The organism is Streptomyces sp. Root1310, assembly GCF_001426425.1.
Classification (GTDB): Bacteria; Actinomycetota; Actinomycetes; order Streptomycetales; family Streptomycetaceae; genus Streptomyces.
Window position 1 is genome coordinate 108,516 of record NZ_LMEQ01000005.1, and the last position, 21,457, is coordinate 129,972.

The following is a 21,457-nucleotide window of genomic DNA, read 5'->3' on the forward strand; positions in this document are numbered from 1 at the left end:
GGCGGGGCAGCGCCCCGGTGCGAGCCCTCAGTCCTCCTCGCCGCGAGCCCTCAGTCCTCCGCCGCCACCCGCAGCCGCGCGAACTCCTCGGCCATCGTCGCCGCCGTCCAGTGCGCGTTCAGCCCGCTGGGATTCGGCAGCACCCACACACGTGCGTCCCCGATGACCCGCTCCTGCGGGCCCACCGCGGCCCTGCGGTCGTCGAAGGCCGCCCGGTACGCGGTCACGCCCACCACCGCCAGCCAGCGGGGCTTCAGCCGGGTCACCTTCTCCGCCAGCAGCCGCCCGCCGTCCCGGTACTCCCGCGCCGTCAGCTCGTCGGCCCGCGCGGTGGCCCTCTCCACCACGTTCGTGATGCCGAGACCGTAGGACAGCAACTCCCGCTGCTCGGCGGGCTTCAGCAGCCTCGGGGTGAAGCCGGACAGGTGCAGCACCGGCCAGAAGCGGTTGCCCGGGCGGGCGAAGTGGTGACCGGTCGCCGCCGTCATCAGGCCCGGGTTGATACCGCAGAACAGCACGCGCAGGCCGCCCGCGACGACGTCCGGTACGAGACGGTCGCGGGCGGCCTCCAGCTCCGCCTGGGTGAAGCGCGTCAGAGGATCGCTCCGGGGGTGTAGCCGGCCGCCTCCGGACGCTGCTTCACGATCTCCTCGACCCGGCCGACGACCGTGGCCACCTGGGCCGCCGCGGCGCCCGTGAAGGACAGCTTGTCGGCCATCAGCGCGTCCAGCCGGGCACGGTCGAGCGGGAGCCGCGGGTCGGCGGCCAGCTTGTCGAGCAGTTCGTTGCGCTCCGCACCCTGCTCGCGCATCGCCAGCGCCGAGGCGACGGCGTTCTCCTTGATCGCCTCGTGCGCGACCTCACGGCCGACGCCCGCGCGCACCGCGCCCATCAGCACCTTGGTGGTGGCGAGGAACGGCAGGTAGCGGTCCAGCTCCCGGGAGACGACCGCCGGGAAGGCGCCGAACTCGTCGAGGACCGTCAGGAACGTCTCCAGCAGACCGTCGAGCGCGAAGAACGCGTCCGGCAGCGCGACCCGGCGCACCACCGAGCAGGACACGTCGCCCTCGTTCCACTGGTCGCCCGCCAGCTCGCCGGTCATCGACGCGTAGCCGCGCAGGATGACCATCAGGCCGTTGACGCGCTCGCAGGAGCGGGTGTTCATCTTGTGCGGCATCGCCGAGGAGCCGACCTGGCCGGGCTTGAACCCCTCGGTCACCAGTTCGTGCCCGGCCATCAGCCGGATCGTCTTCGCCAGCGAGGAGGGCGCCCCCGCGAGCTGCACCAGCGCGGTGACGACCTCGTAGTCCAGCGACCGCGGATAGACCTGGCCGACGGACGTGAACGCCTGCGAGAAGCCCAGGTGGCCGGCGATCCGGTCCTCCAGCTCGCTGAGCTTGGCGGCGTCGCCCCCGAGCAGGTCGAGCATGTCCTGGGCGGTGCCGACCGGTCCCTTGATGCCGCGCAGCGGGTAACGCCCGAGCAGCTCCTCGACCCGTCCGTACGCGACCAGCAGCTCGTCGGCGGCGGTCGCGAACCGCTTGCCGAGGGTCGTGGCCTGCGCGGCCACGTTGTGGGAGCGCCCGGCCATGACCAGCTCGCCGTACTCGCCGGCCAGCTTGCCGAGACGTGCCAGCACGGCCACCGCGCGGTCGCGGACGAGCTCCAGCGAGAGCCGGATCTGGAGCTGCTCGACGTTCTCCGTCAGGTCGCGGGACGTCATGCCCTTGTGGACCTGCTCATGGCCGGCGAGGTCGTTGAACTCCTCGATCCGGGCCTTCACGTCGTGCCGGGTGACCTTCTCGCGCTCGGCGATGGAGGCCAGGTCGACGGTGTCGAGGACGCGCTCGTAGTCGGAGATCGCCGCGTCCGGCACCTCGATCCCGAGGTCCTTCTGAGCCCGCAGCACGGCGAGCCAGAGCTGACGCTCCAGCTTCACCTTGTGCTCGGGCGACCAGAGCGTGGCGAGCTCGGCGGAGGCGTAGCGTCCGGCGAGCACGTTGGGGATACGGGGCTTGGCGGGAGCGGAAGTCACGTGTACGGATTCTACTGGCGATTCGTGCAGGCCAGCGCCACGGCCTCGTTCGGTGGAACCTACGAGACCGGCGTCACCCCGCCGCGCTGCCGGAGCCGGGGCCGCCTCGGCTCGGGCAGCGGGGCCGGTCACCCGCGCGCGTATGCAGCGCGTACGAGGCGCGCAGGCAGCGCGTACGGAGAACGCCTACGCCTGACCCTCGTACGGCAGCAGGTCGGGCCGCTTCGGCGGCAGACCGTCCCCGGAGGACCGGCCGGTCAGCCTGCGGCCTATCCAGGGCAGGAGGTACTGCCGGGCGAACCGCGCGTCGGCGACGCGGCGGGCGGCCCAGCCCGGAGGCAGCGTGGCCGGCATCGGCGTGTGCCACTCGGTGTCCTCGGGGTCGTGCCCGAGGCCCTGCCAGACCGCCTCCGCGACCCGGCGGTGACCCTCCGCCGTCAGGTGCAGCCGGTCGATGTCCCACATGCGCGGATCGCCGAGGGACGGGGCGCCGTACAGGTCGACGACGAGCGCGCCGTGCCGCTCCGCCAGCTCCTCGACGTGCACGAACAGCTCCTCCATGCGCGGCCTGAACCGCTCCAGGACCGGCCCCTGCCGTCCCGGGCTGCGCATCAGCACCAGCTCCTTGCAGGCGGGGGTCAGCCGCTCCACGGCCTCCGTCAGCAGGCCCTTCACGCGGCCCATGTCGCACTTGGGGCGCAGGGTGTCGTTGAGGCCGCCGACCAGGGTGATCACGTCGGCGCCCATCGCGACGGCCACCGGCACCTGCTCCTGGACGATCTGTCCGATCAGCTTGCCGCGCACCGCCAGGTTGGCGTACCGGAAGCCGGGGTTGCGGGCGGCCATCCGCGCGGCGACGAGGTCCGCCCAACCCCGGTAGGAGCCGTCGGGCAGCAGGTCCGACATGCCCTCGGTGAAGGAGTCGCCGAGGGCGACCAGGCTGGTGTGTGTGGGATTCGTCTGCATGGCGCCATCGATGGTAGCCCGAGTCTCATACCCAGCGGTCGGTCACCTCCGGCGCCTCCGCTCCCTCACGCCCGCTGGCCGAACAGCTCCCGCAGCACGTCCTCCATGGTCACCAGACCGGACAGCCGTCCGTCGGAGCCGAGCACGGCCGCGAGATGCGTCCGGGTGCCCCGCATCGCGGTGAGGACGTCGTCCAGCGGAGTCGCCTCCCGCACCCGCGCGATGGGCCGCATGTCGCCCAGCCGGAACGCCGTGTCCCGCGGCGACGCGTCCAGCGCGTCTTTCACGTGCAGGTAGCCGACGATCCGGCGCCCCTCGTCCACCACGGGGAACCGGGAGAACCCTGACTCCGCCGCCAGCCGCTCCAGTTCCTCCGGAGTGACGCCCACGCGCGCGTAGACGACCCGCTCCAGCGGCATGACGACATCACGCACCGGGCGGCGGCCCAGTTCCAGCGCGTCGTGCAGCCGCTCCAGGGCGCGGTCGTCGATGAGACCCGCCTCACCGGCGTCCTTGACGATCTGGGCGAGCTGGGCGTCCGAGAAGGCCGCGGCGACCTCGTCCTTGGTCTCGATCCGCAGCAGCTTCAGCAGGCCGTTCGCGAAGGCGTTGATCGCGAAGATCACCGGGCGCAGCGCCCGGGCCAGCGTGACCAGCGGCGGCCCCAGCAGCAGCGCGCTGCGCACCGGCTCCGCGAGCGCGATGTTCTTCGGCACCATCTCGCCGAGCAGCATGTGCAGATAGGTCGCCGCCGCCAGCGCGATCACGAAGGACACCGCGTGTCCCGCGCCCTCGGGCACGCCCACCGCGTGGAACGCCGGTTCCAGCAGGTGCGCGATGGCGGGTTCGGCGACCACACCGAGGATCAGCGTGCACAGGGTGATGCCGAGCTGCGCGGCCGCCATCAGGGCGGACACGTGCTGGAGGCCCCACAGCACGCTCCTGGCGCGCCGGTCGCCCTGCGCGCCCTTCGCGCCGCCTTCGAGGTACTGCTCGATCTGGGAGCGGCGTACGGAGATCAGCGCGAACTCGGCGCCGACGAAGAACGCGTTGACGACGAGGGTCGCCAGTGCGATCAGCAACTGGACGGCGATCACTTCCCGGCCTCCTGTTCAGAACCCTCGGACGGGGCGAGCGGCGCGTGCAGCAGCACGCGCGCGGCCCGCCGGCCCGAGGCGTCCACCACGTCCATGCGCCAGCCCGCGACCTCCACGGTGTCGCCGACCGCCGGTATCCGGCCCAGCTCGGTGGCGAGCAGACCGGCGAGTGTCTCGTACGGCCCCTCGGGGGTGTGCAGGCCCACGCGCGCGAGCTGGTCGGTGCGGGCGGCGCCGTCGGCCGAGTAGAGCGTGCGGCCCTCGTCGTCCTTGCCCGCGGCGGCCAGGTCGGACGTCTCGTGCGGGTCGTGTTCGTCGCGGACCTCGCCGACGACCTCCTCGACGATGTCCTCCAGCGTGGCCACGCCCGCCGTGCCGCCGTACTCGTCGATGACCACGGCCATCGTCCGCTTGCCGGACAGCCGGTCCAGCAGCCGGTCGACGGTCAGCGACTCGGGCACGAGGAGCGGCTCACGCATGAGCTCCGAGACGGGTACGCGCGGCCGGCGCTCCGCCGGGATCGCCAGTACGTCCTTGATGTGCGCGGTGCCCACCACCGAGTCGAGGCTGCCGCGGTACACCGGGAACCGGGACAGGCCCGTCGCCCGGGTCGCGTTCGCCACGTCCTCGCAGGTCGCCGCCGCTTCGAGGGCGATGACCTGGACGCGCGGGGTCATCACGTTCTCCGCGGTCAGATCGGCCAGGTTCAGCGTGCGCACGAACAGCTCCGCGGTGTCCGCCTCCAGGGCGCCCTCCTTGGCGGAGTGCCGGGCCAGGGCCGCGAGCTCCTGGGGGCCGCGCGCGGCGGCGAGTTCCTCGGTGGGCTCCACACCGAAGCGGCGCACGATGCGGTTCGCGGTGTTGTTGAGATGGGTGATGAAGGGCCGGAAGGCGGCGCTGAACCAGCGCTGCGCGTTGCCCACGCGCTTGGCGACGGCCAGCGGGGAGGAGATCGCCCAGTTCTTGGGCACGAGTTCGCCGACGACCATCAGGAACACGGTCGACAGGGCCGTGCCCAGCACCAGCGCGACGGAGCTCGATGTGGAGCTCGACAGGCCGAGCGACTCCAGCGGCCCGGCGATCAGTTTGGCGATCGACGGTTCGGCGAGCATGCCGACCACCAGGTTGGTGACCGTGATGCCGAGCTGGGCGCCGGAGAGCTGGAAGGTGAGGTTCCGTACGGCCTTCAGTGCTCCGGGGGCGCCGCGCTCGCCGCGTTCCACCGCCCGTTCGAGTTCGCTGCGCTCGACCGTGGTCAGCGAGAACTCGGCGGCGACGAAGGCGCCGCACGCGAGCGACAGCAGGATCGCCACCAGGAGGAGCAGGACTTCCGTCATCGGGTCACCTCCGTCCCATGATCGGACAGGGCGGGGAGGGACGCGCGATGTCGCGTGGGGGTACTGGGAGGCTCGCCCATGGGCGGACGCTCACACCTTTCATGAAGTCATCGGGGGACCGCGCGGATCGTCCGCACAGTCCCCCAATAGTAAAGGATCAGCAAAAGAACCCTTTCGGGCTCCGGTCAGTCGGTGAGCGGCTTCACCCAGCGCCGCCACTTCTCCTCGGGCGCGTACCCCGCAGCGCGCCAGGCATGATGCGCGGTTTCGTTGCGGGTGAGCACCATCGCGTCCCCGCGGCGCCCGCCCAGCCGTACGAACCGCTCCTCCGCGGCGGCCAGCAGCGCCGAGCCGATGCCCTGGCGGCGCCGGTCCGGGTGCACGGCCAGCCGGTACAGGTGGCACCGCCACCCGTCGAACCCGGCGATCACCGTCCCGGCCAGTTCACCGCCCCGCTCGGCGAGGATCAGTGCCCCCGGATCGCGCGCGACCAGCCGCTCCACCCCGCTCCGGTCGTCGCTGATGCTCGTGCCCTCGGCGGAGGTCTTCCAGAAGGCGAGCACGGTGTCCAGGTCCTCGGGGCCGGCTGCCCGTATCCGCAGATCAGTCATGGACCGATCCCACCACGCGGGAAACCGGCCGGAACGCGGATTTCCAGCATGCGGACGCCGTCGACGGCCGGCTGACGGCAAGCGGTCCCGGAGGGCAGCGGCCGGTACCCGCAGGACAGGCGGCCGGTCTCCGGACGACGGTCGGCCGCTCCCCGGAGGGTCGTAGGCCGTACCCCGACGGCCGTGTGCCCGGCCTCGGACCGGCCGACGGCGGTCGGCCCGGCCCCGTACCGGCCGACGGCCGCAGGCCCGGCCCCGGGCCGCCACTCGGCGCACCCGCCCCGGCGATCACGAGCGGGAACCCCCGGAGGTGTTCGCGCCCGTGATCGCGCCCCTGATCGCCTTCGTGTCACTCGTGCGCGATCGCGGCCAGGACGTTCATCCGCGAGGCGCGCAGCGCGGGCAGCAGAGCCGCCACGACGCCGACGACCGCGGAGCCCACCACGACCGCGACGATCGTGCCCCACGGGACGGCGAGGGCCTTCATGCCCTGCAACTCCAGGACCTGCTGTATGCACACGCCCCACACCAGCCCGAGCGCCAGGCCCAGCACCGCGCCGAAGACCGCGATCACGACCGACTCCAGCCGGATCATCCGGCGCAACTGCCGTCGGCCGAGCCCGATGGCGCGCAGCAGTCCGATCTCCCGGGTCCGCTCCACCACCGACAGCGCCAGGGTGTTGACCACGCCGAGCACCGCGATGACGATCGCGAGCCCGAGCAGGGCGTACACCAGGTAGAGCAGCACGGCGATCTGGTCGTGCACCAGCTTCTTGTAGTCGGCCTGGTCACGCGCCTGTACCTGCGGATACGCGTCGAGCGTCTTCTCCAGGCGGGGCCGCAGCTGGTCGCCGCTCGTGCCGGAGGCCGCGTTCACGTACAGCGCCGAGTCCTGCCCGCCGGGCACGTACTTCTCGACGGCGGCGATCCCGAGGAACAGTCCGCCCTGCATGCCGAACCCGTCGCCGCCGTCCTGGTCGGTGAGCGCGCCGACCTTCAGCGACGTGGTCCGCTTCCCGGGGAACTCCACCGGCAGCACACTGCCCAGCCGTACGCCGTGGTCCCGGGCGAAGTCGACGTCCATGCCGATGGCGCCGTCGGCCAGCGCCGCCGCCGTGTCGCCCTGCGCGTAGGTGATGTGCGCGACGTCGTCGACCTGTTCGTCGTAACCGGATGCGGTGGTCTCGACGCGCTTGCCGTCGGGCAGCCGTACGGCGAGCGGCGCGAACCGCTGCCGTACGACGAGGCCCACGCCGTCGGTGTCGCGCACCGCGTCCGTGACCTCCTGGGAGAACGGCGTGAAGTTGGCGTTCTGGACGACGAAGTCGGCGCCCAGCGTCTTGTCGATCTGCTCGTCGAAGGACTTGGACATCGACGCGCTCGCCACCGACATCCCGCCCACCAGGGCGAGACCCACCATCAGGGCGGCCGCCGTGGCGCCGGTGCGGCGCGGGTTGCGCAGGGCGTTGCGCTGGCTCATCCGGCCGACCGAGCCGAACAGCGCGGGGAAGGCGCCGCCGAGCACGCGGATCACGGGGCGGACCAGCAGCGGTCCCGCGATCACGGTGGCGATGAGCGTGAGCACGACACCCAGGCCCAGCAGGGATGCCGCGGAGGCCGTCTTCGAGGAGCTCACACAGCCGGCGAGGGCCGCCACGCCCAGCGCGCCGACGACGGCGCCCACCACCGCGCGCACCTTCAGCGGCCGCCCCACCCCGGCGATGTCCGCGTCCGCGAGGGCGGCCATCGGCGACACGGTCGCGGCGCGACGGGCCGGGAGGTAGGCCGCCACGAAGGTGACGCCGACGCCGACGACGTACGCCGACACCGGGGTCGCCCAGCCGACGACCATCTCCGTGGTCTTGAGGTTCATGCCGAACGCACTCATGAGCTTGATCAGCCCGGCCGCCAGACCGATGCCGGCGGCGAGACCGACCGTGGAGCCCACGACGCCGAGCAGCACCGCCTCGGTGAGCACCGAGCGGCGCACCTGACGGCGGTCGGCGCCCAGGGTACGCAGCAGGCCCAGCTCGCGCGTGCGCTGGGCGATCAGCATCGAGAACGTGTTGACGATCAGGAAGACCCCGACCAGGACGGCGATCCCGGCGAAGCCGAGCATCACGTACTTGATCACGTCGAGGAACCCGCCCAGCGCCTCCGCCGAGGACTTCGCCTGCTCGTCGGCGGTCTTCACGTCGTACGGCCCGGCACCGACGGCGGCGCTGACGCGCCGCTCGAGGACCGGGTCGCTCACCCCCTGCGCCGCGTCGACGGAGATGCTCGTGGCCTTGTCCGGCGACCCCAGGAGCTGTGTGGCGGCCGTTGCGGGGTCGAGGAAGACCAGGGCCGCGCCCGGGTTGGTGGTGGTGAAGGTGGCGATGCCGACGATCTTCACCTTGAACGAGCCCGGCTGGGCCATCACGGTGAGGGTGTCGCCGATCTTCACGTGCTTCTTGTCCGCGGTGTCGGCGTCGAGCATGGCCTCGGCCGCGCCCTGCGGGGCGTGGCCGGAGGTCAGCTTCACCGGGCTGCGGTCGGTGACGTACCAGTCGGTGGCGATGGTCGGCGCGCCCGTGGTCGGTCCCACGGACCTGTTCTCGCCGTCCACGACCGTGATGTTCTCCACGCTCACGTCCGCGTGGGTCGACGCGACCCCGTCGACACGGGCCACCTTCCCGGCGAGGGAGGCGGGCACGGTCTGCACCGCGCCGGTCGGCACGGACGCGTTCAGGTCGTCGCTGGGCTCGACCGTCACATCCGCCGAGGTGGACGCGAAGAGCCGGTCGAAGGTGCGCGTGACCGTGTCGGAGAAGATGAGGCTGCCCGCGACGAACGCCACCGACAGGACGACGGCGAGCGCGGACAGCAGCAGCCGCCCCTTGTGCGCGAGGAAGCTTCTGAGGGTGGCTTTCAGCACCGGATCACTTCTCCTTGTCGTCGGTGCCGGGGGCGGTGCCGTGGGCGTCCGTTGCCGGGATGCCGGCGCCGCTCTCGCCGTCGGACTGGGCGCGGACCAGGTCGAAGCGCTTCATGCGCTCCAGCACCGCGTCCGCCGTCGGCCGCTCCATCTCGTCCACGATCCGCCCGTCCGCGAGGAAGAGCACCAGGTCGGAGTGGGCGGCGGCACCCGGGTCGTGGGTGACCATGACCACGGTCTGCCCCAGCTGGTCGACGGCCTCCCGCAGGAACGCGAGGACCTCGAGCCCGGCGCGCGAGTCCAGGTTGCCGGTCGGCTCGTCGGCGAAGATCAGCTCGGGGCGGGAGGCGAGCGCCCGCGCGCAGGCCACGCGCTGCTGCTGGCCGCCGGACAGCTGCGACGGCCGGTGCTTCAGCCGGTCCCGCAGGCCGAGCGTGTCGATCACCTGGTCCAGCCACTTCTGGTCGGGCTTCTGTCCCGCGATGTCCATGGGCAGGGTGATGTTCTCGGCCGCGTTGAGCGTCGGGATCAGGTTGAACGACTGGAACATGAACCCGATCCGGTCCCGTCGCAGCCGGGTCAGCTCCCGGTCCTTCAGCCCCGTGATCTCGGTGTCGCCGATCCACACCTGACCGGCCGACACCGTGTCGAGGCCCGCCAGGCAGTGCATCAGGGTGGACTTGCCGGAACCGGACGGCCCCATGACGGCGGTGAAGCGGCCGCGCGCGATGTCCACGTCCACCGAGTCCAGGGCGAGCACGGTGGTCTCGCCGGAGCCGTACGCCTTGGTCAGACCGCGGGCGCGGGCCGCGATCCCGCCGGCCGAGGCCAGACCGGGGGCGTGCTCCGCAGCAGGTGTGGACAAGGCTGTCTCCTCGCTCGTGTGGACGTGCCGATCGTGTGGTGAAGTTCGTGCCCGGCCGAGCGTAGTGTGACCCGGCGCACACCCGGTATCCCTTTTCACCTCCCGGCCGCCCTTGCCGTTGCTAGCATCGCGGCGCTAGCGTCGAGGTATGGCGAAGACCCAGCTGAACGTGCGCGTCGACGAGGGCACGGCCCGCGCCGCCCGTGAGCGCGCCACGGCCCGTGGCATGAGCGTCAACCGCTACATAGAAGAGCTGGTCAGACAGGACGCCGGCGAAGTCGGCCACACGTTCGTCGAGGCCGCCAGCGACTTCATGAAGCAGTACGAGGCCGTGTTCGCGGAGGAGTTCGGCGCCGACCGCGAGGGCGGCACGCGCGAAGGTCGCCGCTGATCCCTTGAGCGACCTCCGCATCGATCTCGCCTGGCTGCTCATGCTCGCCGAACAGAAGACCCCGGGGGACCCCCAGGTCACCGACTGGGGGGCGCTGGTGGCCGCCGTGGCGCGCCACCAGGCCGAGATATTCGACGTCCCCGTCTACGACGACGCGCCGGCCCGCGCCGCCGCGATGCTCCAGCTCCTCATCCACGTCCCCGCGCTGGAGCGCTCCAACGCCCTGTTCGCCTGCGCCGTCGCGTACGCCTATCTCGTCGCCAGCGGTCTGAAGGTCGCGACCTCGCCCGAACAGGTCCGCGACCTGGCCCGGCTGGTCAAGACGGGGGAGGCGTCGGTGTCCGACATCGCGCGGGAACTGCGCCGGTGGAGCCTATGAGGGTCGCCGGGCCCTGCCGAGAACGCAGTACGAGGCGGGGGAGCGAGGGCCCTTCTCCGGCACGGTCAGCCGACGGTACGGGCCGACCTCGAACCCTGCCTCGCGCAGGGCGTCGAGGGTGTCCCGGGTGAGGTGACAGCCGCCGGCCAGGGTCGGCCACACCGTGCGGTCCAGCGCGCGCTGGGTGAACCGCATCGCCGGACCACCGCCGGGGCCGTGCTCGAAGAACCTGAGTTCGCCGCCGGGCCGCAGCACCCGCCGCATCTCCCCGAGCACGCGGGGCACGTCCCGCACACTGCACAGCACGAGCGAGAGCACCGCCCCGTCGAAGGCCTCGCTCTTCACCGGCAGCGCCTCGGCCACGGCCGGCACGACATCCACCGGCACCTCCGCGCGCCGGGCGGCCTCCAGCGCCAGCGTGCGCAGATGGCGCTCCGGCTCGATCGCGACGACCTCCGAGACGGCGGCCGGGTAGTGCGCGAAGTTCAGTCCGTTGCCCGCGCCGATCTCGACGATCCGGCCGGACAGCCCCGTGAGCAGCTGGTCGCGGACGGGGGCCAGACCGCGGGTCTCGGCGGCCGTGCCGAGCCGGGCGTAGAACCGGGCGAACAACGGGTGGTGGACGGCGTCACCGGACAGTTTGCCGGAGCCGGTGGAGCGTAGGGGCATGGCGACCTCCCGGGCAGGACGGGCCTACCGGGATTCTCCCCCGTGCAGGCCCGCCGCACCCACGCTGTCGCGCTGCTCGCTCGTCCGACGGTCCGGCTGCTCGCTGGTCCGCGGTCTACTGGACGGTCTACTGGACGAAGGCGCGCACCTGCTCGTACACCCCGGGGTCGTTGTTGATGTCCGTGTGCGAGATGCATCCGACGCCGACGTTGGTGGCCCCGCTCAGCAGCGCCGAGGAGTCCGGGTCGATGGCCGAGTCGCAGTTCGACCAGTAGGTCGCGTAGTTCACGCTGCCCGGGGTCTCGTCACCGGAGTTGAGCGAGGTGAGGAACGAACTGCCGGTGACCATCTCGGCGCAGGAGGTGTAGAGCCAGCTGCACCACGAGGCGACCGACGTCCCGTGGTTGGTGCCCGCGACGGAGACGAAGTCGTCCACGTACGCGGTGCCGCCGAGGTTCTTGAGGTAGTAGCGGGAGCTGAGCGCGCCCATGGAGTGGATGACGACGTCGACCTTGGAGGCACCGGTTCTCGCCAGCACGTTCTTGATCTCGGTGGCCAGTTGGGAGGCGGTCGTCGCGTTCGACTGGGACCAGCTGTAGGTCCAGGCGTCCAGCTCGGCGGCCGTGTAGCCGTCGGCCTTGAAGTCCGCGACCCAGTCGTCCCAGCTGCTGGAGGAACTGCTGATGCCGTGCACGAAGACGATCGGGTTGTGGGTCGCGGCGTGGGCTGTGGGGGCGGAGAACGAGAGTGACAAAAGGAGCGAAGAGACCACGGCCGAGAAAGCCGCGGCGATGCGACGCTTGTGGCGCTGCATGATGCCTCCTGAAACGTGTGGGGTTGCCAGGAGTGTCCGGCGGGTCTACGCGCGCCGCATCGGTGAAATCGCCAGTCTTTACGGTTCAAGTAACCCGCCAGTAACGTCACTTGTGTGGTGACACGAGTGAACCCCCCGTCCGAGGAACGCACTTCGCCTCCGGCGGCGCCGGGCGCGGGCCCGCGCCCGGCACCGGCGCTGTCCGAAGGCGTCCGCGTGCGCGTGCTCCGCCTCGTATACGGCGACCCGCGCGCCGCCGCCGAACTCGTCGCGCGGCTGACCGAACGGCAGGCGGCCGGCCTCGACCCGCTGCCGGCCGAACCCGCCGACCTCGCTCCCGAGACGCTGCGCGCCCACCGCCGCGAGATCCGCGCGCTGCCCGACGGCACCCGGCTGGTCCTCCTGCTGGCGGCCGCCGACCAGTACCCGGTGGCCACCCACGCCTTCCTGCGCGCCGTCGCCGCCGCCCGCCTCGACACCCGGCCGCTGGACGCGGCGGAGGCGGCCGGGATCGCCTACGCCACCGCCGGCGGGGTCGGCTTCCGCGACGCCTGGACCAGGATCGCCGCGTACGAGACGGCCGCCCCGGCCGACCGGCGCGACGCCCACCGGCTGCTCGCCCGCGTCCTGCACGGCGCGGCGGAGACGCCCCGGCGGTCCTGGCACCGGGGCGCGGGCGCCCTCGGACCCAGCGCGCGGCTCGCCGCGGAACTCGCGGCCGCCGCCGCCCAGGCGCGCGCCGCAGGAGACCCGGCGCTCTCGGGAGCCCTCGCCGAGCGCGCCGCCGCGCTCTGCGCGGACCCGGGCGCACGGTCCCGGCTCCTCGCCCACGCGGCGATCGACGCCTGGCACCGCGGTGACGGCGACCGGTCCCGCGCCCTCGCCGCCCGCACCGACGCCGACGCCCTCAGCGGCATCCTCGCCCTGCGGACCGGGCACGCGGGGGAGGCGTTCGACGCGCTGCTGGACGGGGCGGCACGGGCGGCCGGGGCGCGGCCCGCGCCCGGTGCCCCGCCCCCGGGACGGGACGGCTCCACTGCCTCCCCCGTCACCTCTTCGGTCGTCTCGCGGGAGCCAGTCGTCTCGCGGGAGCCAGTCGCCTCGCACGAGTCCGGCGAGGTGGCGGGCCCAGCTCCCGCCGCCCCCGTCGCCCACCTCCTGGCCCGAGCCGCCGAGGCCGCCGTCTACACCGGCGATCTGCGTCGATGTCGTGAAGCGGCCCTTGTCGCAGGCCAGTCGGGCATCGACCCGCCGGGTGTGCTCGGCGGGATCGCCGCGGCCGTCGACGGACGGTACGAGGACGCGCGCAACCTGCTGGAGGCCACCGCCGGACGGTGCGGTCCGGGCGGTGACCCCACCCTCCTCCTGCACGCGGGGATCGCCGCCCTGATGCTCGGCGATCACACCCGCGCCGCCACCGCCACGGTCCGGGCGGCCGCCGCGGCCCGCGCCCGGGGCGTCACCGCCGCCGTCTCCCAGGCCATGGAGTTCCGCGCCTACGCCGACTTCTGGACCGGACGCCCGCGCGCCGCCGAGGCCGCCGCGCTGGACGCCCTGCGGCAGGCGTACGCCACCGGACAGGACAACGGCGCCTGTCATCTCCAGGCCGCCCTCGCGATGTTCGCCGCGCTCACCGGCGACGAGGACCTGTGCCGGGAGCGGGCCGCGGCCGCCCGCGCCCACGCTCTCGCCCACTCACTGGGCCTGCCCGCGGCCCTGGCGCAGTGGGCACTCGCCTTCCTCGACCTCGGCTCCGGCCGCTTCGCCGCCGCTGCGGCCCGGCTGCGCGCCCTCGCGGCCTCGGGGCCGGGCCACGGCCACCGGGCCATCCGCCACCTGGCCACCCCGCACTATGTCGAGGCCGCCGTCCGCACCGGCGAGACCCGCGTGGCACGCGCCGCGCACGCCGACTACGACCGCTGGGCCCGCGCCGTCGGCAGCGTCGACGACCTGGCGCTCAGTGCCCGCTGCCGGGCCCTGCTCACGCCGGGCGCCGACGCCGTCGAGTACTACCGCACGGCCCTCCGGCTGCACGCCGAAGGCGCCCGGGCCTTCGAACGGGCTCGTACCGAACTGCTGTTCGGCAGCGCGCTGCGCAGATTGCGCCGCCGCACCGAAGCCCGCGACCGGCTGCACAGCGCGATGGAGGCGTTCGAGTCCTTCGACGCCCCGCACTGCGCCGAGAGCGCCCGCGCCGAACTGCGCGCGCTGGGCGCCCCCGCGACCCCCGCCCGCGGCGACCGCCGCCCGACGGTCCACCTGACCGCCCAGCAGCTCCTGGTCGCCCGGATGGCGGCCGACGGTGCCACGAACCGCGAGATCGCGGGCCGCCTCGCCCTCAGCCCCCGCACCATCGACCACCATCTGCGAGGCGTCTTCACCCGCCTCGGCATCCGCTCCCGCATCGAACTCGTCCGGCTGCTCGCGGACGCGGACGGGGGCTAGACCCCGGAACCGGTCCGCTTCCGGAAGGCCTCCGCCTCCCAGGTCCCGTCCAGCCGAGGCGCCAGCCAACCGGGCGCCACGGCACGGAAATCGACGGGTGCGAGAGCACCGGCTCCCGACGGCAGGGCCCCCAGCAGCGGGGCCCCGGCCACCTCCGGCAGATCCGCGACATTGCAACGCGAGGCCAGATCGGGGGAGTCGGGCCAGCTGCCGATCACGACACCCAGCAACTCCACGCCCCTCGCCCGCAGTTCACGAGCCGTCAGTTCCGTCGTGTTCAGCGTGCCGAGGCCCGCCGAGGCCACGACCAGCACCGGCGCCCGCAGCAGCTGCGCCACGTCGGCCAGCGTCCCGCCCGCCTCGTCGAACCGTACGAGCAGTCCGCCCGCCCCCTCGACGAGCACCAGGTCGTGCCCGGCGGCCAGTTTCTGCGCGGCCTCCGCCACGTCCTGCGGCCGCACCGCCGCCAGACCCGCCCTGCGCGCTGCCGTCCCCGGAGCCAACGGCTCGGGATAGCGGGCCACTTCGGCGGTCGTCACCGCGCCCGCGAGCCGGGCCACCTCGTCGGCGTCCCCGCGCTCGTCCGCTCGTACGCCGGTCTGGGCGGCCTTGAGGACGGCCACCGTCCGCCCCGCCGCGAGCGCCGACGCGGCGACCGCGGCCGTCGTGACGGTCTTGCCGACCTCCGTGCCCGTCCCCGTGATCACCAGGATCGGCATGTTCATCCCTCCCGCGCCGCGGCACACACCGCGCGCGCGATCCGTGCCACGTCCGCGTCACCGGTGACGTACGGCGGCATCGTGTAGATCAGATCGCGGAACGGCCGCAGCCAGACGCCCTCGCGCACCGCGGCCCGGGTGGCGGCCGTCATGTCCACCGCGTGGTCGAGCTGGACGACGCCGATCGCGCCGAGGACCCGGACGTCCCGGACGCCCGGGACCTCCGCCGCCGCGGCGAGTCCGTCCCGCAGCCCCGACTCGATCCGTTTGACCTCGGCGAGCCAGTCCTGCCCGAGCAGCAGCTCGATCGAGGCACAGGCGACGGCCGCGGCGAGCGGGTTGCCCATGAACGTCGGCCCGTGGGCCAGCACCGGCACCTCGCCCCGCGAGATCCCGTCGGCCACCCGGGACGTGCACAGCGTCGCCGCCATCGTCAGATAACCGCCGGTCAACGCCTTGCCGACGCACATCACATCCGGACTCACCGCGGCGTGCTCCGCGGCGAACAGCGCGCCCGTGCGCCCGAACCCGGTCGCGATCTCGTCGAACACCAGCAGCACGTCGTGCGCGTCGCACGCCTCGCGCAGCACCCGCAGATAGCCGGGGGAGTGGAACCGCATCCCGCCCGCGCCCTGCACCACCGGCTCCACGATGACCGCGGCCAGTTCGTCGGCGTGCCGCTCGATCGTCTCGCGCAGCAGTTCGGCGTACGCCTCCTCGAACTCCACCGGCGGCGGGCCCACGAAGACCTGCCGGGGCAGCACCCCGGTCCACAGGTCGTGCATCCCGCCCTCGGGATCGCACACGGACATCGGCTGCCAGGTGTCGCCGTGATATCCGCCGCGCCAGGTCAGCAGGCGTCGCTTGGCCGGGCGGCCCAGCGAGCGCCAGTACTGGAGGCACATCTTCACCGAGACCTCGACCGACACCGAACCGGAGTCGGCGAGGAAGACATGCTCCAGACCCTCGGGCGACATGTCGACAAGGTGCTTCGCCAGACGTACGGCGGGCTCGTGGGTGAGACCGCCGAACATCACATGACTCATCCGGCCCAGCTGCTCGCGCACGGCCTCGTTGAGCACCGGGTGGTTGTAGCCGTGGATCGCCGACCACCAGGACGCCATGCCGTCGACCAGGTCATCCGAGCCGTCCGCGGGCCGCAGCCGTACCCCGCTTGCCGACTCCACGACGAGCGGTTCGGCCCGGCCGGGCATGGGACCGTACGGATGCCACACGTGCCGCCGGTCCAGCTCCAGCAGCTCGGGCACCCCCAGCCGGGGCCGCTCAGGCATTGGGCGCGAGATCGGTACCGGCGCCCCGTCGGCGCACGGCGACCAGGTCCGTACGGGCCTCGCCGACCGCCGCGGCCGGGGCCACGGCCGGGGTCGGCTCAGCGGCCGCGGCCGACGCCGGCGCGGAGCCGCACACACCGCCGCCCGCCTGCGAGCCGCACCCGGCGTCCTCGTGCGAGCCGCACCCGCCGCCCGAGTGCGAGCCGCAGCCACCGCCCTCGTGGGACCCGCAGCCCCCGGCCGCCGTCGCCCGGTGCTCGGGCAGGGTGACCTGTCCCGCGCCCTCCACCTCGAAGCCGGCGTCCGCGATCATCTCCAGGTCGGCCTTGCCGGCCTGGCCCTCGGTCGTGAGGTAGTCGCCCAGGAAGATGGAGTTGGCCAGGTGCAGGGCGAGCGGCTGCATGCTGCGCAGATGGACCTCGCGGCCGCCCGCGATGCGCACCTCGACGTCCGGGCAGACGAACCGCACCATCGCCAGGATGCGCAGACAGCGCTGCGGGGTGAGGTTCCACTCCTTGGCGAGCGGGGTGCCCTCGACCGGGATGAGGAAGTTCACCGGAACCGAGTCCGGGTCCAGCTCGCGCAGCGAGAAGACGACGTCCACCAGGTCCTCGTCGGACTCGCCCATGCCGGCGATCAGACCCGAGCACGCGGACAGACCCGCCGCGTGCGCCTTCTGCACCGTGTCCACCCGGTCGGCGTACGTGTGCGTGGTCGTGATCTCCCCGTACGTGCTCTCGGACGTGTTCAGGTTGTGGTTGTAGGCGTCGGCGCCCGCCTCGCGCAGCCGTTCGGCCTGGCCGTCGGAGAGCAGGCCGAGACAGGCGCAGACCTCGACGCCCTCGTTCTGGTCCTTGATCGCCTTGATGGTGCCGGCGACCCGGTCGACGTCACGGTCCGTCGGACCACGCCCGGACGCCACCAGGCAGACCCGCTTGGCGCCGCCCGCCAGCCCGGCCGCCGCCGCCTGCGAGGCCTCTTCCGGCTTGAGCCAGGTGTACTTCAGGATCCCGGCCGTGGAGCCGAGTCGCTGGGAGCAGTAGGAGCAGTCCTCGGGGCACAGCCCCGACTTGAGGTTGACGAGGTAGTTGAGTTTCACCCGTCGCCCGAACCACTGCCGGCGCACCCGGCCGGCCGCGGCCACCACGTCCAGCACGTCGTCGTCGGAAGTGGCCAGCACGGCCAACGCTTCCTCGCGGGTCGGCAGCTCGCGCCGAAGCCCCTTGTCCACCAGCGTGTTCAGCAGGTCCATGAGAGCCGATCCTGTCCTACGCACCCGCTCCGGGCCAAGGTAGGGATCGCACAACACACCGGGTTCGACGTGTGGGTATTGCCACACCGTGGGTGGGCGGTCGGGCCGCTAGTGTCTGTCCGCTACCTACAAAAGCCCGGAGGACCCATGGCGTTCGGCTGGATCGACGAGCAGGCGGAGCTGCGGCGCCGGGCCGGACTCGTACGGACACTGCGGCCCCGCCCCGCCGACTCGCCGCTCCTGGACCTGGCGAGCAACGACTACCTGGGCCTGGCCCGCCATCCCGAGGTCACGGAGGGGGCCGCGGCGGCCGCCAGGACCTGGGGCGGCGGTGCCACCGGTTCCCGGCTCGTCACGGGCACCACCGAGCTGCACGGCGAGCTGGAGCGGGAGCTCGCCGAGCACTGCGGCTTCGAGGCCGCCCTCGTCTTCTCCTCCGGATACGCCGCCAACCTGGCCGCGGTCACCGCGCTGGCCCCGCACGGGTCGCTCATCGTCTCCGACGCGGGCAACCACGCCTCGCTCATCGACGGCTGCCGGCTGGCCCGCGGCACCACGCAGGTCGTGGGGCACGCCGATCCGGACGCGGTGCGCAAGGCGCTCGGCACACACGACGGCCCGGCCGTGGCCGTCTCCGACACGGTCTTCTCGGTCGACGGCGACGCCGCCCCGCTGGCCGCGCTGGCGGCCGCCTGCCGGGAGCACGGCGCCGGACTGGTCGTCGACGACGCCCATGGGCTCGGTGTACTGGGGGACGGCGGCCGGGGCGCTCCGTACGCGTCCGGTCTGGCGGGTGCCGACGACGTCGTCGTCACGGTCACGCTGTCCAAGTCGCTGGGCAGCCAGGGCGGCGCGGTGCTGGGTCCCGCGCGGGTGATCGAGCATCTGGTGAACGCGGCCCGGACCTTCATCTTCGACACGGGCCTCGCCCCGGCGGCGGCGGGGGCGGCGCTGGCCGCCCTCAGGCTGCTGCGCCGGGAGCCGCAGCGCGCGGCACGCGCGCGTGCGGTGGCGGGCGAGCTGCACGCGCGCCTGACGGCCGCGGGTCTGGCGGCGGTGCGTCCGGACGCCGCGGTCGTCTCCGTGCGTGCGCCGTCCCCGGAGGGGGCGCTGCGCTGGGCGGCGGACTGCCGGTCGGCAGGCCTGGCCGTGGGCTGCTTCCGTCCTCCCTCCGTGCCCGACGGCATCTCACGCCTCAGGCTGACCGCGCGTGCGGACCTCTCCGGGGCCGAGCTGGAACGCGCTGTACGGGTGATCGGCGAAACACGACCATGAGTCGGCGTGACACGGCCGTGGACCGCCTCTGACTACTGCGGTGCGGTCAGCGGACCCGTGAAAAGACGGCCGTGAAGCCCGACCAGCTCTCGGGGGAGAAGAGCAGAGCGGGTCCGGCCGGGTCCTTGGAGTCGCGGACGGCGAGCAGACCGGCCCAGGGGCCGGAGGTCGGCCGGGCCGTCTCCACACAGTTGTTCGCTCCCGTGCTGTAGCTGCTGCGCAGCCATCGCACATCGGGGAGACGGTCGGGATCGGTACTGGAAGGTACGTTCCGCGGTGGTGCGGACATGGTGCCTCCTTACGCGCCGTCGGCTATCGCGGCGATGTAATCCGATGAGTCCCCGGGCGAAAGGGCGTGCGCCCGAAGGGCGTTGAAGGCCTCGGTGTAGGCCTGGAGGTCTTCTTTCCGTTCGAGATAGAGGCTACTCGTCAAGTGGTCGAGAACGACAACATCCAGATCAGAAGTGCGCGAAAATGAGAAGATAACGAAAGGGCCGGTTACCCCGATATGCGCTCCGGCGGCGAACGGCAGCACCTGGAGCCGAACTTGGGGCAATCGGGCGGCTTCCACGAGCCGGCCGAGCTGTCGCGCCATCACCTCGGGCCCGCCCACCTCCCGTCGCAGCACCGCCTCGTCGAGCACCGCGCACAGTTCCAGCGGCGGCTGCGCACGCAGCACGTCCTGGCGGGCCAGCCGCACCTCCACCAGGGTGTCGAGCTGGTCCTCGGCGCCGCCGTCCACGGATGCCCTGGTCACCGCCCGCGCGTACTCGGGCGTCTGCAGCAGCCCCGGTACCACTGTCGTCTCCAGGGTGCGCATCGCGCTCGCCTGTGACTCCAGACTGATGAAGTCCCGGTAGGTGGGCGGCAGCACCCCGCGGTAGGCGTGCCACCAGTGGTCCCGGCCGCCACTGCCGTCGTCGCCCGCCAACGCCAGCATCAGCTCCCGCAGTTGCGGATCCTCGACGCCATAGGCGTCGAGAAGTAACCGCACATCGGCCGGTTTCGATCCACTGATGCCGGTCTCGATGCGGCTCACCTTGGACTGGTGCCAGCCCACGAGCCGGGCCGCCTCACCACTGGTGAGACCCGCCTGGGCGCGCAGATTGCGCAGTTCGGCGCCCAGCTTCCGGCGGCGCACCGCGGGACCGTGCTGCATGGGCTCCTCCTTACTCCTATCGGGCCGACCAAATACGCTCTGCCGTCGCAGAGTTCACCGCATCGGGCGACAGATATATGCATATCTTGGTGGATCCCACCCGTGACCGGCGCGGTAATGGCAGTCTGGCGGAGAAGCACCAGTCCGGGACCGTACTCGAACCATCCGCACCGTGTCGGGCTCCCGGTCCCGTGGGAAAGGGTCGACGTCGCCATGGCAGATCACCTGGAAGCATCCGTCACTCTGCCGAGCGATCCCGCCTCGGTCTACGCGGCTCGCGTATTCGTGGCCGGCGCTCTCGGGGAATGGGGCCTGCCGGCGGACGCGGAGATGGCCGACGCCGTCCGGCTGATCGTCTCGGAACTCGCCACCAACGCCGTACAGCACACCTTCGGGCAGTCACCCACCTTCACGGTGGACCTGGTCCTCGACCGTGACGAACACCTGCGCGTCGGGGTCACCGACAGCCACCCGCGCTTCCCGAAACGACTGCCGGCCGCCGTCCAGCAGGACAACGGCCGAGGGATGGTGATCATTCGATGGCTGACCGCGGAGTGCGGCGGCAGGCTGAGAGTGCGGCCCACCCGGGAGGGGGGCAAGACGGTCACCGTCGAGCTCCCGTGGGCCGTCCCGGCGGCGGAGCCGGTGGCCGGTGCCCTGACGGCCCCGGCGGAGGGAGAGCTCCCGGGGCGGTGAAGGCGCGTCAGGACGCCCCCACCACCCCGGGAAACCGGCCCGTGACCCGGGCAGGCCCAGGCCCTAGCGGACCCGCCCGTACCAGACGCTCTTGGTCCAGATCTTCTGGAGCTTCACCACGTCGCCGGTCTTAGGCGAGTGCCAGATCTTGCCCTTACCCGCGTAGATCCCGACGTGGTAGACGTTCGACCCCGAGTGGAAGAACACGAGGTCGCCTGCCTTACGGCTCGACGCCTTGATGTGCTTCGTCTTGTTGTACTGCTGGGACGCCGTCCGGGGCAGGCTCTTGCCCGCCTTCTTGAACGAGTACAGCGTGAGCCCGGAGCAGTCGAACCTCTTCGGTCCGGTGGCCCCGTACTTGTAGGGGGCACCCTTCTTGGAGGCCGCGATCTGGAGCGCCTTCGTCGCCGGTGTGGCGGCCGCGGCGTCGGGGGCGAGCCCCGGGACCACGACCGAGCCGCCGACGGCGGCGATGGCGAAAGCCGAGGCCGTACCGGCCCGGGCCATGAGCGACGGGACACGATTGAGCGCAGTCATG

The 21,457-nt window shown here is 72.6% G+C and carries 21 protein-coding genes; 5 read left to right on the forward strand and 16 right to left on the reverse strand.

Features of this window, described 5'->3' with window-relative positions; all coding sequences use genetic code 11:
- Positions 1-50: 50 nt before the first annotated feature.
- The 8 genes from mug to ASD48_RS14185 form a co-directional block, all read right to left on the reverse strand.
- Positions 51-596, reverse strand: a complete 546-nt coding sequence (gene mug, locus ASD48_RS14150; protein WP_079073754.1) for a G/U mismatch-specific DNA glycosylase — start codon at positions 594-596, stop codon at positions 51-53.
- On the reverse strand, positions 593-2,035 hold the full coding sequence (gene purB, locus ASD48_RS14155) for an adenylosuccinate lyase (RefSeq protein ID WP_057601935.1): 1,443 nt from the start codon (positions 2,033-2,035) through the stop codon (positions 593-595). Before purB ends, mug begins: the two co-directional genes overlap by 4 nt.
- A 186-nt stretch (positions 2,036-2,221) precedes the next feature.
- Positions 2,222-3,001, reverse strand: a complete 780-nt coding sequence (locus ASD48_RS14160) for an SGNH/GDSL hydrolase family protein (protein WP_057601936.1) — start codon at positions 2,999-3,001, stop codon at positions 2,222-2,224.
- Between the two features lie 65 nt (positions 3,002-3,066).
- On the reverse strand, positions 3,067-4,098 hold the full coding sequence (locus tag ASD48_RS14165) for a hemolysin family protein (RefSeq protein ID WP_057601937.1): 1,032 nt from the start codon (positions 4,096-4,098) through the stop codon (positions 3,067-3,069).
- Entirely contained in the window at positions 4,095-5,435 is a 1,341-nt protein-coding gene (locus ASD48_RS14170) for a hemolysin family protein (protein ID WP_057601938.1), read from the reverse strand. The genes ASD48_RS14165 and ASD48_RS14170 overlap by 4 nt, the downstream gene beginning before the upstream one ends.
- 185 nt (positions 5,436-5,620) lie before the next feature.
- Positions 5,621-6,046, reverse strand: a complete 426-nt coding sequence (locus ASD48_RS14175; protein ID WP_057601939.1) for a GNAT family N-acetyltransferase — start codon at positions 6,044-6,046, stop codon at positions 5,621-5,623.
- A gap of 349 nt (positions 6,047-6,395) precedes the next feature.
- The gene (locus ASD48_RS14180; RefSeq protein WP_057601940.1) at positions 6,396-8,963 is read right to left on the reverse strand and encodes an ABC transporter permease; all 2,568 of its coding nucleotides are present in this window, start codon (positions 8,961-8,963) and stop codon (positions 6,396-6,398) included.
- Between the two features lie 4 nt (positions 8,964-8,967).
- Positions 8,968-9,828, reverse strand: a complete 861-nt coding sequence (locus ASD48_RS14185) for an ABC transporter ATP-binding protein (protein WP_057601941.1) — start codon at positions 9,826-9,828, stop codon at positions 8,968-8,970.
- 148 nt (positions 9,829-9,976) lie between these two features.
- Between ASD48_RS14185 and ASD48_RS14190 the strand changes: the two genes are divergently transcribed.
- Both ASD48_RS14190 and ASD48_RS14195 read left to right on the forward strand, forming a co-directional pair.
- On the forward strand, positions 9,977-10,219 hold the full coding sequence (locus ASD48_RS14190; RefSeq protein ID WP_020131652.1) for a hypothetical protein: 243 nt from the start codon (positions 9,977-9,979) through the stop codon (positions 10,217-10,219).
- Positions 10,220-10,223: 4 nt separating this feature from the next.
- The gene (locus ASD48_RS14195) at positions 10,224-10,598 is read left to right on the forward strand and encodes a hypothetical protein (protein ID WP_057601942.1); all 375 of its coding nucleotides are present in this window, start codon (positions 10,224-10,226) and stop codon (positions 10,596-10,598) included.
- Here ASD48_RS14195 and ASD48_RS14200 read toward each other — a convergent pair.
- Positions 10,593-11,267 (reverse strand): class I SAM-dependent methyltransferase, encoded by a 675-nt coding sequence (locus ASD48_RS14200; protein WP_057601943.1) that lies wholly within the window; start codon positions 11,265-11,267, stop codon positions 10,593-10,595. The two genes, ASD48_RS14195 and ASD48_RS14200, sit on opposite strands and share 6 nt — an antisense overlap.
- Positions 11,268-11,394: 127 nt before the next feature.
- Positions 11,395-12,081 (reverse strand): alpha/beta fold hydrolase, encoded by a 687-nt coding sequence (locus ASD48_RS14205; protein WP_057601944.1) that lies wholly within the window; start codon positions 12,079-12,081, stop codon positions 11,395-11,397.
- A 216-nt stretch (positions 12,082-12,297) separates the two neighbouring features.
- On the opposite strand from ASD48_RS14205, the gene ASD48_RS14210 reads away from it, so the two are divergent.
- Positions 12,298-14,526: a helix-turn-helix transcriptional regulator gene (locus ASD48_RS14210; protein WP_242432589.1), complete on the forward strand. Its 2,229-nt coding sequence runs from the start codon at positions 12,298-12,300 to the stop codon at positions 14,524-14,526.
- Here the strand turns inward: ASD48_RS14210 and bioD are convergent.
- The 3 genes from bioD to bioB are packed head-to-tail and all read right to left on the reverse strand — an operon-like array spanning position 14,523 to position 17,789.
- Positions 14,523-15,245, reverse strand: coding sequence for a dethiobiotin synthase (gene bioD, locus ASD48_RS14215; RefSeq protein WP_057601945.1), 723 nt, complete (start codon positions 15,243-15,245; stop codon positions 14,523-14,525). The genes ASD48_RS14210 and bioD overlap by 4 nt on opposite strands.
- A gap of 2 nt (positions 15,246-15,247) precedes the next feature.
- On the reverse strand, positions 15,248-16,537 hold the full coding sequence (locus ASD48_RS14220; RefSeq protein ID WP_057601946.1) for an adenosylmethionine--8-amino-7-oxononanoate transaminase: 1,290 nt from the start codon (positions 16,535-16,537) through the stop codon (positions 15,248-15,250).
- A complete protein-coding gene (bioB, locus tag ASD48_RS14225; protein WP_057601947.1) occupies positions 16,530-17,789 on the reverse strand; it encodes a biotin synthase BioB in 1,260 nt (419 codons plus the stop codon). Before bioB ends, ASD48_RS14220 begins: the two co-directional genes overlap by 8 nt.
- 147 nt (positions 17,790-17,936) lie before the next feature.
- Between bioB and ASD48_RS14230 the strand changes: the two genes are divergently transcribed.
- Complete coding sequence (locus ASD48_RS14230; protein ID WP_057601948.1) at positions 17,937-19,064, forward strand: 8-amino-7-oxononanoate synthase; 1,128 nt, start codon at positions 17,937-17,939, stop codon at positions 19,062-19,064.
- 46 nt (positions 19,065-19,110) lie between these two features.
- Here ASD48_RS14230 and ASD48_RS14235 read toward each other — a convergent pair whose 3' ends face one another.
- Complete coding sequence (locus ASD48_RS14235; protein ID WP_057601949.1) at positions 19,111-19,353, reverse strand: DUF397 domain-containing protein; 243 nt, start codon at positions 19,351-19,353, stop codon at positions 19,111-19,113.
- 9 nt (positions 19,354-19,362) lie between these two features.
- Positions 19,363-20,223 (reverse strand): helix-turn-helix transcriptional regulator, encoded by an 861-nt coding sequence (locus ASD48_RS14240; protein ID WP_057601950.1) that lies wholly within the window; start codon positions 20,221-20,223, stop codon positions 19,363-19,365.
- Between the two features lie 213 nt (positions 20,224-20,436).
- Between ASD48_RS14240 and ASD48_RS14245 the strand changes: the two genes are divergently transcribed.
- Entirely contained in the window at positions 20,437-20,919 is a 483-nt protein-coding gene (locus ASD48_RS14245) for an ATP-binding protein (RefSeq protein WP_057601951.1), read from the forward strand.
- Between the two features lie 63 nt (positions 20,920-20,982).
- Here the strand turns inward: ASD48_RS14245 and ASD48_RS14250 are convergent, their stop codons facing one another.
- On the reverse strand, positions 20,983-21,456 hold the full coding sequence (locus ASD48_RS14250; RefSeq protein ID WP_057601952.1) for a C40 family peptidase: 474 nt from the start codon (positions 21,454-21,456) through the stop codon (positions 20,983-20,985).
- Between the last annotated feature and the right edge of the window lies 1 nt (position 21,457).

What these genes read in the sequence shown, in the direction of transcription:
- ASD48_RS14160 (WP_057601936.1), bottom strand. Translation starts at nt 3,001, where the DNA reads ATGCAGACGAATCCCACACACACCAGCCTGGTCGCCCTCGGCGACTCC.
- ASD48_RS14170 (WP_057601938.1), bottom strand. Translation starts at nt 5,435, where the DNA reads ATGACGGAAGTCCTGCTCCTCCTGGTGGCGATCCTGCTGTCGCTCGCG.
- ASD48_RS14175 (WP_057601939.1), bottom strand. Translation starts at nt 6,046, where the DNA reads ATGACTGATCTGCGGATACGGGCAGCCGGCCCCGAGGACCTGGACACC.
- ASD48_RS14190 (WP_020131652.1), top strand. Translation starts at nt 9,977, where the DNA reads ATGGCGAAGACCCAGCTGAACGTGCGCGTCGACGAGGGCACGGCCCGC.
- ASD48_RS14200 (WP_057601943.1), bottom strand. Translation starts at nt 11,267, where the DNA reads ATGCCCCTACGCTCCACCGGCTCCGGCAAACTGTCCGGTGACGCCGTC.
- ASD48_RS14205 (WP_057601944.1), bottom strand. Translation starts at nt 12,081, where the DNA reads ATGCAGCGCCACAAGCGTCGCATCGCCGCGGCTTTCTCGGCCGTGGTC.
- bioD (WP_057601945.1), bottom strand. Translation starts at nt 15,245, where the DNA reads ATGCCGATCCTGGTGATCACGGGGACGGGCACGGAGGTCGGCAAGACC.
- ASD48_RS14220 (WP_057601946.1), bottom strand. Translation starts at nt 16,537, where the DNA reads ATGCCTGAGCGGCCCCGGCTGGGGGTGCCCGAGCTGCTGGAGCTGGAC.
- bioB (WP_057601947.1), bottom strand. Translation starts at nt 17,789, where the DNA reads ATGGACCTGCTGAACACGCTGGTGGACAAGGGGCTTCGGCGCGAGCTG.
- ASD48_RS14230 (WP_057601948.1), top strand. Translation starts at nt 17,937, where the DNA reads ATGGCGTTCGGCTGGATCGACGAGCAGGCGGAGCTGCGGCGCCGGGCC.
- ASD48_RS14235 (WP_057601949.1), bottom strand. Translation starts at nt 19,353, where the DNA reads ATGTCCGCACCACCGCGGAACGTACCTTCCAGTACCGATCCCGACCGT.
- ASD48_RS14240 (WP_057601950.1), bottom strand. Translation starts at nt 20,223, where the DNA reads ATGCAGCACGGTCCCGCGGTGCGCCGCCGGAAGCTGGGCGCCGAACTG.
- ASD48_RS14245 (WP_057601951.1), top strand. Translation starts at nt 20,437, where the DNA reads ATGGCAGATCACCTGGAAGCATCCGTCACTCTGCCGAGCGATCCCGCC.
- ASD48_RS14250 (WP_057601952.1), bottom strand. Translation starts at nt 21,456, where the DNA reads ATGACTGCGCTCAATCGTGTCCCGTCGCTCATGGCCCGGGCCGGTACG.